This window comes from Enterobacter sp. T2 (assembly GCF_010692925.1).
Taxonomy (GTDB): Bacteria; Pseudomonadota; Gammaproteobacteria; order Enterobacterales; family Enterobacteriaceae; genus Enterobacter; species Enterobacter kobei.
In genome coordinates this window covers 1537742-1550381 of record NZ_CP048736.1, presented here as the reverse complement: position 1 = coordinate 1550381, position 12640 = coordinate 1537742, and the positions used below count along the sequence as shown (strand labels likewise).

At 56.0% G+C, this 12640-nt stretch carries 8 protein-coding genes, 1 pseudogene and 1 CRISPR repeat array; of the genes and pseudogenes, 5 read left to right on the top strand and 4 right to left on the bottom strand.

What is annotated here, in order from left to right:
* Positions 1-8: 8 nt before the first annotated feature.
* Positions 9-1949, bottom strand: coding sequence for a macrolide ABC transporter ATP-binding protein/permease MacB (gene macB, locus G0034_RS07325; RefSeq protein WP_179120675.1), 1941 nt, complete (start codon positions 1947-1949; stop codon positions 9-11).
* The gene (gene macA, locus G0034_RS07320) at positions 1946-3061 is read right to left on the bottom strand and encodes a macrolide transporter subunit MacA (protein ID WP_179120674.1); all 1116 of its coding nucleotides are present in this window, start codon (positions 3059-3061) and stop codon (positions 1946-1948) included. Before macA ends, macB begins: the two co-directional genes overlap by 4 nt.
* A gap of 159 nt (positions 3062-3220) precedes the next feature.
* On the opposite strand from macA, the gene G0034_RS07315 reads away from it, so the two are divergent.
* On the top strand, positions 3221-4177 hold the full coding sequence (locus tag G0034_RS07315; RefSeq protein ID WP_023332528.1) for a VirK/YbjX family protein: 957 nt from the start codon (positions 3221-3223) through the stop codon (positions 4175-4177).
* On the opposite strand, the gene G0034_RS07310 is transcribed toward G0034_RS07315, so the two are convergent.
* Positions 4174-5832: an ATP-dependent endonuclease gene (locus G0034_RS07310; RefSeq protein WP_179120673.1), complete on the bottom strand. Its 1659-nt coding sequence runs from the start codon at positions 5830-5832 to the stop codon at positions 4174-4176. The two genes, G0034_RS07315 and G0034_RS07310, sit on opposite strands and share 4 nt — an antisense overlap.
* A gap of 289 nt (positions 5833-6121) precedes the next feature.
* Between G0034_RS07310 and aqpZ the strand changes: the two are divergent.
* From aqpZ to hcr, 4 genes and pseudogenes are all read left to right on the top strand, one after another.
* A pseudogene (aqpZ, locus tag G0034_RS07305) lies at positions 6122-6817 on the top strand (aquaporin Z).
* 170 nt (positions 6818-6987) lie between these two features.
* Positions 6988-7887, top strand: a complete 900-nt coding sequence (locus tag G0034_RS07300) for a LysO family transporter (protein WP_032637084.1) — start codon at positions 6988-6990, stop codon at positions 7885-7887.
* Positions 7888-8031: 144 nt separating this feature from the next.
* Entirely contained in the window at positions 8032-9684 is a 1653-nt protein-coding gene (gene hcp / locus G0034_RS07295; RefSeq protein ID WP_179120672.1) for a hydroxylamine reductase, read from the top strand.
* 10 nt (positions 9685-9694) lie between these two features.
* On the top strand, positions 9695-10663 hold the full coding sequence (gene hcr / locus G0034_RS07290) for an NADH oxidoreductase (RefSeq protein WP_179120671.1): 969 nt from the start codon (positions 9695-9697) through the stop codon (positions 10661-10663).
* Between the two features lie 200 nt (positions 10664-10863).
* Positions 10864-12033: direct repeats of the CRISPR family, unit length 28 nt; unit sequence TTTCTAAGCTGCCTGTACGGCAGTGAAC.
* 165 nt (positions 12034-12198) lie between these two features.
* On the opposite strand, the gene G0034_RS07285 is transcribed toward hcr, so the two are convergent.
* Complete coding sequence (locus G0034_RS07285; RefSeq protein WP_023338201.1) at positions 12199-12633, bottom strand: DoxX family protein; 435 nt, start codon at positions 12631-12633, stop codon at positions 12199-12201.
* Positions 12634-12640 lie beyond the last annotated feature (7 nt).

The window sequence follows — 12640 nt, the reverse complement described above, 5'->3', positions numbered from 1 at the left end:
TTTTCGGGTTATTCCCGAGCCAGCGCATCCACCGGATCCAGCCGCGCCGCGTTGCGGGCGGGGAGCCAGCCAAACAAAATGCCGGTAAAGGTCGAACATAAAAATGCGGTAATAATGGCGACCGGCGAGAAACCAATCTCCCACCCGGGTAAAAAGAGCTGGAGCGCGAACGCAATCATCATCGAGAGCGCAATCCCCATCGCCCCGCCGACCAGGCACACCAGCACAGCCTCAATCAGAAACTGTTGCAGTACATCACTGGCTCTGGCCCCGACCGCCATGCGGATGCCAATCTCCCGGGTACGTTCCGTGACCGACACCAGCATGATATTCATCACCCCGATGCCGCCGACGACCAGCGAGATCACCGCCACCAGCGTGAGGAACAGCTGAAGAGTACGTGTGGTCTTTTCCGCCGTTTTCAAGAGGCCGTCCATGTTCCAGGTGAAGAAATCCTTCTTCCCGTGGCGCAACGTGAGCAACCGCTCAAGCTGCTGTTCGGCCAGCGCGCTGTCGTAGCCCTCCTTCACGCGCACGGTGATGGAGTTGAGCCATGACTGCCCCATGATCCGCCCGGAAATCGTGGTGTAGGGCAACCAGACGCGCAGGATCTTGCTGCTGCCAAACATCGACTGTTTCTCTTCCGCCACACCAATGACCGTGGCAGGCATGTTGCCGACCAGGATCACTTCACCGACGACATTGGCTTTATTAGGGAAGAGTTGCCTGCGCGAGTTCGCGTCCAGCACCACCACCTGCGCCCTGCCCGCCAGCTGTTCGGCATTAAAGGTCGCCCCTTCGCTGAAGGTCATGCCGTAGACGTTGAAGTAGTCCCCGCTGACGCCGTTGGCGCTGGCGGCAACGTCAACATTCCCTACCCGCAGACGCAGGTTTTGCGAAACGGCTGGCGTGGCGGAATTTACCCACGGCTGCTTCTGAATCGCTGCCAGATCGTCATACTTTAGCGCCTGCTGATACTGCGGTTCGTCGTCGCCAAAGTCCTTGCCGGGATAGACATCAATGGTATTGGTACCGATGGCGCGAATATCGGCCAGCACCAGCTGCTTGGCGGCGTCGCCCACCACCACAATCGAGACCACCGAGGCGATACCGATGATAATCCCGAGCATGGTCAGCAGGGTGCGCATTTTGTTGGCCGCCATCGCCAGCCAGGCCATGTTCAGCGCTTCACGAAAGCCGCTGGAAAATTGTCCCCAGCCGGTTGAGTCCGGCAGCGCTTCTTTCGGAGCTGCCGCTCTGGACGCACGCGGCGGCGGGTTGCTGACCAGCTCGCCGTCGTGGATCTCAATAATGCGTTCCGCCTGCGCCGCCACCTGCGGATCGTGGGTAACGATGATCACCGTGTGCCCCTGATCGCGAAGCTGGTGGAGGATCGCCATCACCTCTTCACCGGAATGGCTGTCGAGCGCCCCGGTGGGTTCATCCGCGAGGATCACCTGCCCGCCATTCATCAGCGCGCGGGCAATACTCACGCGCTGCTGCTGGCCACCGGACAGCTGCGACGGCTGGTACTCCACGCGTTCAGCCAGCCCGAGACGCGTTAACAGCGTCTTCGCACGCTCAAGACGTTTCTTCCGCTCCACGCCTGCATAGACGGCGGGCACTTCGACGTTTTGCGCCGCGTTCAGGTGTGAGAGCAGGTGGTAACGCTGGAAGATAAAACCAAAATGTTCCCGGCGCAGCTTCGCCAGCGCGTCGCCGTCGAGCGTGGAGACATCCGTCCCGGCCACGCGATAGGTCCCGCTGGTGGGTTTATCCAGGCAGCCGAGAATGTTCATCAGCGTCGATTTACCGGAGCCTGACGCGCCGACAATCGCCACCATCTCGCCCGCTTCCACGCGCAGGGAGATACCTTTCAGCACCTCCACCGGACCGTCGCCCGACGGATAGCTGCGACGGATATCCTTCAGCTCAAGCAGCGCGGTCATTTCGCGGCTCCGGGCAGGCTTTCACTGACAACCACCTCCTCACCCTCTTCCAGCCCTTTCACCACCACCACATCGGTATCATTACGCGCGCCAATCACCACTTCGCGATCGCGCGTCTCGCCGTTGCGCAGCACTTTCACTTTATAGCGATTGTCCCCGGCGGGTTCGCCCAGCGCGGAGAGCGGAATGGTGAGCACGTTCTTCACGCCGGTCAGCTGGATATGCACCTGGGCAGTCATATCCAGACGCAGCACGCCCTGTGGGTTTGGCACCTCAAAACGGGCGTAGTAAAAGATAGCGTCGTTAACCTTTTCCGGCGTCGGCAGAATGTCTTTCAGCACGCCTTCATAGCGCGTCTGCGGGTCGCCAAGCACGGTAAACCAGGCGTTCTGCCCCGGTTTCAGATGGATCACATCCGCCTCGGAAACCTGCGCTTTGACCAGCATAGTGCTCATATCCGCCAGCGTCAGAATGTTAGGCGCCTGCTGGGCGGCAATTACCGTCTGCCCCTGCAGCGTGGTGATCTGGGTGACTTCACCGGCCATCGGCGCAACGATTTGCGTGTAGTCGAGGTTGGTTTTCGCCGTGTCCAGCGAGGCCTGATTGCGTTTGATTTGTGCGTCGATGGTGCCAATCTGCGCCTGCTTGACCGCCAGCTCCGTCGTGGCAGTATCTAAATCCTGCTTCGAAATGGCCTGGGTTTTTGCCAGCGCCTGCTGACGGGTCAGCGTGACCTGGGCCAGATTACGTTCAGCCAGCGCCTGAGCACGCTGGGCGCGAAGCTCCATCAGCGTGGCTTCCACCTCGCGGATCTGGTTCTCGGCCTGTTCAGGATCGATAACACCCAGCAGCTGGCCTTTTTTTACCTTATCACCGATCTCTACCGACAGCGTTTTCAGCTGGCCGCTGACCTGAGCGCCAACGTCAACCTTGCGCAATGCATCAAGCTTGCCCGTCGCCAGGACGTTTTGCTGCAGTTCGCCGGGGCGAACGATCAGTGTCCGGTACTGCGGCACCGGTGCGTTAAGCACCTGCCATAACCAGAATCCACCGACTAAAATCACGACCGCCAGCAGCAGAAATAGCGTTCTGCGTTTTCCCTTGAGGTTCATAAATATTCCAAATAAATGTTCTGGCAATAATAAATGTTGATTCTATCTAAACGACTCCTTAACGAAACCCCTGTTCTCCGAAATCGTCCTAATTTGTTGACGAGATGTTGATATTCCTCTTGTTGAAATAGTGATATTCCAAAAGATTCAGGATTTATCATGTCTTCCATCGTCGATACGCCTTATTCCCCCCTGACGCAGCCTGCCTCCGGCTGGCAGCTTTTCAAAAACCTGGCTTTGGGTAAGCTTACCCCAGGACTGGCATGGCAGAATCCGGCTTATCGGCGCAAGTTCGTGTTACGGTCGCTTGCGGCTCCCGTCACCACCTCTCGCCTGTTGACGCGCCTGGCAAAACAGCCGCGTCTGATGCAGATATTACAAGCTCAGCCGGGGCTGCCCTGCCGGATGCACCGCCCGTGGCTGACGGTGAACATGGAACGTCAGCACGCGCTGGAGTCTCTTAACTGGCACTATCAGATCATGAGCCGCCAGCTTCCGGCGACGCTGCTGCAGGGCTATCTTTCGAAGCAGGGTGCCACGCTGCTGACCTTAACCGGTAAAGATGAACAGCACTTTACCGTTCGCCTGTGTGCTGATGCGTTTATGGATAAAGAGGGAGAAGCCACCCTCGTCTTCTGCGACGATCAAAACACAGTCCTGGCGGAGATAACCTTCACGCTCTGCCCTTTTGCCGGAAAATCGACGCTGTTCATTGGCGGTTTGCAGGGCGCAAAAGCGCATGTTCCCCATGAGCGGATCCAGAAAGCGACGAAGGCCTGTCATGGGCTGTTCCCGAAACGTCTGCTGGTTGAAACCGCCATGACGCTCGGCGCCGCTTTCCCGGTCGAACAGATTGTCGCCGTCAGTAACGACACCCATATTTATCGCAGCTGGCGTTACCGCAAGAAAAAAGAGGGAAAACTGCTGGCTGATTATGACAGCTTCTGGCTCTCCCTCGGCGGTGAAAAGCAGGATAGCGGTAACTTTATGCTGCCGCTTGTCATGCCGCGTAAACCGATGGAAGAGATCGCGAGCAAAAAACGTTCCGAATATCGCCGTCGCTACGAACTGCTGGACAGCCTGATTCAGCAGGTGAATCAGGCGACCCGAGGTTAATCCGCCCTCCCGCGTGCCAGCCACAGTACGCGGGAGAACATCTTCCTCAGCAGAGTGGGCACCGCCTCCATGCCCCGCCTTCCCGCTTCCGTCGCCACTTCAATCGCGAGATCCGGTTTTGACGAACGGTGTATCGCTTTGGCGATCACGCGGCGCATGTTCATCGGAACATCGACCGGCACCATCGCAATGCGGTGGAACACATCGTCAAACCCCTGACGATACATAAAGTGCTCCATGTCCATCGCGGGGAGCATGGTTAAATGGTCGCGCTCTTCTTCGCGTTCATTATTCAGCAGGCTACGCACGGTCGAGGCATACTTTTTACCCGCCTCGTCACCGTCCACCAGCACATGCCATTCAATACCCATCCGGCGGGCAAATTTTATCAGCGGTTTTAATCCCGACTGGGCAAATTCGATCACCTTAATGCCTTCCGCATCAAAATGGTGCCCACACTGACGCGCCAGTTCGTTGATGACCCAGGTCTCCGTTTCCCCTTCCACCAGCAGCCAACAGCGGGCAAAAAGTGACGACGCGCGATTAAAACGAATATGAAACGCGATGCGCCGCCCGTCTTCGGCATTTAAACCGCCAGGCCCGAGGCGGTACGCGGAGACCCGCGAAGACTCGCGCACCAGACGGCAGATATGCTCAACCGGCGTCATGGATAATAGCTCACCAGAATTGGTGGTCGTAATCCGCTGGAGCGGCAGCAAATTCAGCAGATGCCACGCCACCGAGAGCATGATGGGGTGAAGCCGCGTTTCAGGGTCTTCCACCAGCAGCAACGGGCGGGCATCCCGGTCAAGACGCACGGTGCCTTTAGCCTGCAAAAGTGTTGAAAACAGCCCCAGCAGAATCACCCGATGGGTACGACCGCCGGGCCGGTCGATCATCCGGTTGATGATGTCGAGATAGCGCCAGCTGCGTTGTTCATCATGAGAGCGACGGCGCATCAGCCGGTGGCGCGACTCCGATGTCCCCTGCTCGGAAAAATAGTGCTCCAGCAGTTGTACCATCGCGGACAACCCCTGGCGAATCTGACCATCGGTCAGGTTTTGCGGACGCGACACCAGCTCACGCGCCAGAAAATCCAGCTCGCGGGCGGTGACTTCCACCTCCGGCATATTCGGTACCGTGCCGTTACGGATACGCCGCATAAAGCGCGCATCACGCAACCGCAATACCGGCGTCAGGCGGGTCAGGTGGCGAGCCAAATCGTCGATGTTGTCCAGTGGGATCGGGTTGGCTTTTTCATCAAGAAACTCGCGCAGGGTCAGGACCCCTTCGTTTTCCGCCATCTCGCCTTCCAGGCGATAGAAAATCCGGTGGAAATCATCGTCACAGGGCACCCAACAGGGTGACAGCGGTCGGAAGCGACGCACGCGGTGACGGCCTGGCTCGGATTCACGGAACGTCAGGATAATATGCAGGTGCTTCTCGCGTCCCGTCACGTCCCCGGGCGGGAACCAGAAATCGTCGTGGACAAAGTGATACAGATCGTCTTCGGGGGAAAGCAGTAACGTCAGCGCATCGAGCAGGCTGGACTTACCCCACGCGTTCTCGCCGATCAGGACGTTGTTCTGCTCAAGCTGCAGCGACAGGCGGTTAATACCGCGAAACCCGACAATTTCCACACGTTCGAGAAGCATAAATCCCCCGCGAAATGAACACTTTTTCCTTTAAGTTATCAGCAGTATAGCGGGAGGAATCTTGTCACGACAGCATAACATTCACCCTGAGAAGAATTGGTCTATGCTCTATTTACCGCTCATTTGAACAAGGAATGACATCACATTGCCTTAAATCAAATTTATCGAATTTATTTAAGTGGCGAAGGGGTGTTGTTGGTTTCTAAAATACGGGCTCTTTGAGTCGTCATCCCTTTATGGCGATATATCCCGCCCGCGGGAAAGCGCGCGGAAATTATTTGAGGTGGTTATGTTTAGAAAATTGGCTGCAGAATGTTTTGGTACATTCTGGCTGGTATTTGGTGGCTGCGGTAGCGCCGTTCTGGCAGCAGCGTTCCCGGAATTAGGCATTGGTTTTGTCGGCGTCGCGCTGGCGTTTGGCTTAACCGTATTAACCATGGCCTTCGCCGTGGGGCATATTTCGGGTGGTCATTTTAACCCGGCTGTGACGTTAGGTTTATAGGCGGGCGGTCGTTTCCCCGCTAAAGACGTCATTGGCTACATCGTGGCGCAGGTGGTGGGCGGTATTATTGCGGCTGGCGTTCTGTACGTTATTGCCAGCGGTAAGGCCGGCTTTGACGCGGCCGCCAGCGGCTTCGCCTCAAACGGCTTTGGCGAGCACTCGCCGGGCGGTTACTCCATGCTGTCTGCCATCGTGATTGAAATAGTGCTGACCGCGGGCTTCCTGCTGGTGATCCACGGCGCCACCGACAAACACGCGCCTGCTGGCTTTGCCCCGATTGCTATTGGTCTGGCGCTGACGCTTATCCACCTGATTTCAATTCCGGTCACCAACACCTCCGTTAACCCGGCACGCAGTACCGCCGTCGCCATCTTCCAGGGCGGCTGGGCGCTTGAGCAGCTGTGGCTGTTCTGGGTGATGCCAATTATCGGCGGTATTCTGGGCGGCGTGCTGTATCGCACCCTGCTGGAAAAACGCGATTAATCTTTCCCTCCCTCTCCCCGTGGGAGAGGGACGGGGTGATGGCAACAGACCGCACATACAAGCCGGGTAAGGCGTAGCCGCCACCCGGCTTTCTTTTGCCGCTTTACTGAATAGCCTTTATTGGGTAGTGTCTCTGGCGCTCAACAGACACTCAAAAGGACCGGCTGTTCATGTTTTCAGGACTCCTCATTATTCTGCTGCCCCTGATTGCGGGCTACCTTATTCCGCTGCGTCAGGAATCCGCATTACGGCTTATCAACCGTTTTCTCAGCGGGATTGTTTACCTCATTCTTTTCTTTATGGGGATCAGCCTGGCCTTCCTGGATAACCTGTCCGCGAATTTACTCTCCATTTTGCATTATTCAGCCGTCACGGTTACGGTTATTTTGCTGTGCAATATTGCCGCACTGCTGTGGCTGGAACGCACTATTCCCTGGAAAAACCATCACCACCAGGAAAAGCTGCCCTCCCGTATTGCGATGGCACTTGAGTCATTAAAACTCTGCGGCGTCGTGGTGCTCGGTTTTCTTCTGGGTCTCACCGGATGGGCATTTTTACAGCACGCGACAGAAGCCAGTGAATATACCCTGATCTTCCTGCTGTTCCTGATTGGTATCCAGCTGCGAAATAACGGCATGACCCTGAAACAGATTGTCCTCAACCGTCGGGGAATGATTATTGCCGTAATGGTTGTCGCCAGCTCAATGGTGGCGGGTGTGATTAATGCTTTTATTCTCGATCTGCCGCTGAAAACCGGCCTGGCAATGGCCTCCGGATTTGGCTGGTACTCCCTTTCCGGTATTCTGCTGACTGAATCATTCGGTCCGGTGATCGGCAGCGCCGCCTTCTTTAACGATCTGGCGCGTGAGCTGATTGCCATTATGCTGATCCCGGGGCTGGTTCGCCGCAGTCGCTCTACCGCACTGGGTCTGTGCGGCGCGACGTCGATGGACTTTACCCTGCCGGTGCTTCAGCGCTCAGGCGGGCTGGAAATGGTGCCCGCAGCCATCGTGCACGGCTTTATTTTGAGTTTGCTGGTTCCCATTCTGATGGCTTTCTTTTCTGCCTGATACTTCTTTGGCGGTAGGGTGCCTGCCGCCAAAATTGCGCTAAATCAATCTCCCTCTATTTTGTAGCAGAAAGCGCTTTTCACCGTTCTGGCACAGGCATAATCTTAAACATGTATATCAAATATAACTTTAACAGGTGTGATTATGTTTTGTGTGCAATGTGAACAAACCATCCGTACCCCGGCAGGCAATGGCTGCTCTTACGCGCAGGGTATGTGCGGCAAAACCGCAGAAACATCAGACCTGCAGGACCTGCTGATTGCTGCCCTGCAAGGCCTTTCCGCATGGGCATTCAAAGCCCGCGAATACGGCATCGTCGACCACTATGTCGACAGCTTCGCGCCGCGCGCATTCTTCTCTACGCTGACCAACGTTAACTTTGATTCCCCTCGCATCGTCGGCTATGCCCGTGAAGCTATCGCCCTGCGTGAAGCGCTGAAAGCGCAGTGCCTGAACGCTGATGCTAACGCTCGCGTGGACAACCCGATGTCAGAACTCCAGCTGGCGAGTGATGACCTGGGCGACCTCCAGCGTCAGGCGGCAGACTTTACCCCGAATAAAGACAAAGCGGCGATTGGCGAGAACATTCTCGGCCTGCGCCTGCTGTGCCTGTACGGTCTGAAAGGCGCAGCGGCGTATATGGAGCACGCGCACGTTCTCGGTCAGTACGACAACGATATCTACGCGCAGTACCACAAAATCATGGCGTGGCTGGGTACCTGGCCTGCCGATATGAACGCCCTGCTTGAGTGCTCAATGGAAATCGGCCAGATGAACTTCCGCGTGATGAGCATTCTGGATGCCGGTGAAACCAGCACCTACGGCCACCCGACGCCAACGCAGGTCAACGTGAAGGCGACCGAGGGTAAATGTATCCTGATCTCCGGTCATGACCTGAAAGATCTCTACAACCTGCTGAAGCAGACTGAAGGCACTGGCGTCAACGTTTATACTCACGGCGAAATGCTGCCTGCACACGGCTACCCGGAGCTGCGTAAATTCAAACATCTGATCGGTAACTACGGCAGCGGCTGGCAGAACCAGCAGTTGGAGTTCGCCCGCTTCCCTGGCCCTATCGTGATGACCTCTAACTGCATCATCGACCCTACCGTGGGCGCGTATGACGACCGCATCTGGACCCGCAGCATCGTCGGCTGGCCGGGCGTGAGCCACCTCGAAGGCGACGATTTCGGTCCGGTTATTGCCCAAGCGCAGCAAATGGCGGGCTTCCCGTACAGCGAAATTCCGCATCTGATCACCGTCGGCTTCGGCCGAGAAACCCTGCTCGGCGCCGCAGATTCGCTGATCGATCTCGTCAGCCGTGAAAAGCTGCGCCACATCTTCCTCGTCGGCGGCTGCGACGGCGCGCGCGGTGAGCGTAACTACTTCACCGATTTCGCCACCAGCGTACCGGACGATTGCCTGATCCTGACCCTGGCGTGCGGTAAATACCGTTTCAACAAGCTGGACTTCGGCAATATCGAAGGTCTGCCGCGCCTGATCGATGCGGGCCAGTGTAACGATGCTTACTCGGCCATTATTCTGGCGGTTACCCTGGCGGAGAAACTGGGCTGTGGCGTGAACGACCTGCCGCTGTCGCTGGTGCTTTCGTGGTTTGAGCAGAAAGCGATCGTCATCCTGCTGACCCTGCTCTCTCTGGGCGTGACCAACATCGTGACCGGCCCGACCGCGCCAGGCTTCCTGACGCCGGACCTGCTGGCCGTGCTGAACGAAAAATTCGGCCTGCGCTCCGTCACCAACGTTGAAGATGATATGAAGCAGCTGCTGAGCGCGTAAGGAGTTATTCATGACCATGCCAACCTCACAATGTCCGTGGCAGATGCAGGTTCATCACATCCACCAGGAGACGCCGGATGTGTGGACGCTCTCACTGATTTGCCACGATTACTATCCGTACCGTGCCGGTCAGTATGCGCTGGTCAGTGTCCGCCATTCGGCGGACACCCTGCGTGCCTACACGATCTCCTCAACGCCGGGCGTGAGCGAATACATCACGCTTACCATTCGCCGTATTGATGACGGTGCCGGCTCGCAGTGGCTGACCCGTGACGTTAAGCGCGGAGACTATATCTGGCTGTCAGACGCCCAGGGCGATTTCACCTGTAACGACAAGGCGGAAGATAAATTCCTGCTGCTGGCGGCGGGCTGTGGCGTCACGCCGATTATGTCCATGCGCCGCTGGCTGGCGAAAAACCGTCCGCAGGCCGACGTGCAGGTGATCTTTAGCGTTCGCTCTCCGGAAGATGTTATTTTTGCCGAGGAGTGGCGTAATTATCCGGTAACACTGGTGGCAGAACACAATGCGGTCCACGGTTTTGTGCCCGGTCGTCTGAGCCGCGAGCTGCTGCAAAGCGTGCCGGATATTGCGCACCGTACCGTGATGACCTGCGGCCCGGCGCCTTACATGGATATCGTCGAGAAAGAAGTGAAGGCGCTTGGCGTGACCCGCTTCTTCAAGGAGCAATTCTTCACGCCGGTAGCGGAGGCGGCAACCAGCGGGATTCAGTTTACTAAGCTACAGCCTGCGCAGACCTTCTTTGGCCGCGTGGGAACGACTTTGCTGGAGGCACTCGAAAGCAATAAGGTGCCGGTAGTGGCCGCCTGCCGTGCGGGCGTATGCGGTTGCTGTAAGACGAAAGTGGTTTCAGGTGAATACACTGTCACCAGTACCATGACGCTCTCCGACGCGGAAATTGCCGAAGGTTACGTGCTGGCGTGCTCATGCCATCCGCAGGGGGATCTGGTCCTCGCATAATCTGACGCGGTGCCCCGTTTTTGCCGGGTGGCACTGCGTTTACCCGGCCTACCTTGTAGGGGCTGGATCGTCGTAGGCCCGGTAAGCGCTAGCGCCACCGGGCTTATAATCAGGCGGCACAGTGTTTGTGCCGAACTACATGTGGTTGCTGCGTGTATGGCAGTGAACATTATAAAAACGCGCATATGCGGGCAAAAGACTTTCTAAGCTGCCTGTACGGCAGTGAACTACGCCCGCGACGTGGTGCGCGGAAAGATACCTTTCTAAGCTGCCTGTACGGCAGTGAACAGGATCCCCGGCTCGAATCCTGAAAGTATTCCTTTCTAAGCTGCCTGTACGGCAGTGAACCCGGCCCGGGCGAGCTTATCCATCCGTGGTTCTTTCTAAGCTGCCTGTACGGCAGTGAACTATGGTGGTTCAACCTGGTGGAGTCGGAGTATTTTCTAAGCTGCCTGTACGGCAGTGAACGGTTATAAGGAAATATTCTTTCGCACGTTTTATTTCTAAGCTGCCTGTACGGCAGTGAACTCTAATTTCATATTGTCCATGATCGGAACAATTTTCTAAGCTGCCTGTACGGCAGTGAACATAGACTGCCGCCTTGCTCATTCTCGCGAGTGTTTCTAAGCTGCCTGTACGGCAGTGAACCGTTTAATACTATTTGGATCATAGTTCACTTTTTTCTAAGCTGCCTGTACGGCAGTGAACTGGGGAACTTGCGCAGCTTGAATAGAACCGTGTTTCTAAGCTGCCTGTACGGCAGTGAACGCGCTATGAGCTACGACGCCGATCTCGAATACTTTCTAAGCTGCCTGTACGGCAGTGAACATGAACCCTACGCACGGACGGATGTTCCCGGCTTTCTAAGCTGCCTGTACGGCAGTGAACTTACTCCTTACGTGATTTTTTACGTAAAAAAATTTCTAAGCTGCCTGTACGGCAGTGAACTAAACGCTGGCATCTCAACTATCGCTGGCGGCTTTCTAAGCTGCCTGTACGGCAGTGAACAACATGAAATCACTTCTCTTCGTGTGCGCCCTTTTCTAAGCTGCCTGTACGGCAGTGAACGCTGCGCCGCCTGCATCCGCTTCATCGTCATCTTTCTAAGCTGCCTGTACGGCAGTGAACGATGGGCAAGAGTGGGCCAGTAGTGGTCATAACTTTCTAAGCTGCCTGTACGGCAGTGAACACAACACGGCAACAAACCACCTTCACGTCATGATTTCTAAGCTGCCTGTACGGCAGTGAACGAGCAGACGATGACGCAGTCGGCCCCGGCGATTTTCTAAGCTGCCTGTACGGCAGTGAACCGACTCTTAATCATCGTGACATAACTCTTTTCTTTCTAAGCTGCCTGTACGGCAGTGAACTGGAACAATCTACACCTATCACTTTGTCAGATAAAGAAATAACCTAAAAAATCGTCTCGATCCCTTTTTTCTTCACATACATTTCAGCACAATAAAATCAATAAGTTACAAACAGCCAATAAAAAAGGGTCCATAGACCCTTTCCTTCATACCAGAGCCCAAACCTCAACGCCACGCCGGTGCTTTCCCCAGCGCAAACCGCCCTGCCCCTAAAAATGCCACCGCCAGCGAGCCAATAAAGAAGTACACCAGGCTTTCAATCGCCCATGCCCCAACCTTATCGAGGGCGAACGTTTCACCCATTCCTACCATCAGCCATGCCACAATCATCGTAAACGCCAGCATCAGCGCGGCCGGGCGCGTAAAGAGGCCGACAATAATCAACATCGGTGCCACCACTTCGCCAATCAACACGCCATAGGCGATAAACCCCGGTAACCCTTTTTCCACCAGCATGCCGCTGATAAAGCCCACGCCGCCGAATAACTTGTGCAAACCGTGAAAGAGCATCAACCCACCGACGGCAAGTCGTAACAAGAGTTTGCCAAGATCGTCGCACGATAGCTTTTCATTAACAGCAATTAACAATGATTTAACCATTTGAAAT

What these genes read in the sequence shown, in the direction of transcription:
- macB (WP_179120675.1), bottom strand. Translation starts at nt 1,949, where the DNA reads ATGACCGCGCTGCTTGAGCTGAAGGATATCCGTCGCAGCTATCCGTCG.
- macA (WP_179120674.1), bottom strand. Translation starts at nt 3,061, where the DNA reads ATGAACCTCAAGGGAAAACGCAGAACGCTATTTCTGCTGCTGGCGGTC.
- G0034_RS07315 (WP_023332528.1), top strand. Translation starts at nt 3,221, where the DNA reads ATGTCTTCCATCGTCGATACGCCTTATTCCCCCCTGACGCAGCCTGCC.
- G0034_RS07310 (WP_179120673.1), bottom strand. Translation starts at nt 5,832, where the DNA reads ATGCTTCTCGAACGTGTGGAAATTGTCGGGTTTCGCGGTATTAACCGC.
- G0034_RS07300 (WP_032637084.1), top strand. Translation starts at nt 6,988, where the DNA reads ATGTTTTCAGGACTCCTCATTATTCTGCTGCCCCTGATTGCGGGCTAC.
- hcp (WP_179120672.1), top strand. Translation starts at nt 8,032, where the DNA reads ATGTTTTGTGTGCAATGTGAACAAACCATCCGTACCCCGGCAGGCAAT.
- hcr (WP_179120671.1), top strand. Translation starts at nt 9,695, where the DNA reads ATGACCATGCCAACCTCACAATGTCCGTGGCAGATGCAGGTTCATCAC.
- G0034_RS07285 (WP_023338201.1), bottom strand. Translation starts at nt 12,633, where the DNA reads ATGGTTAAATCATTGTTAATTGCTGTTAATGAAAAGCTATCGTGCGAC.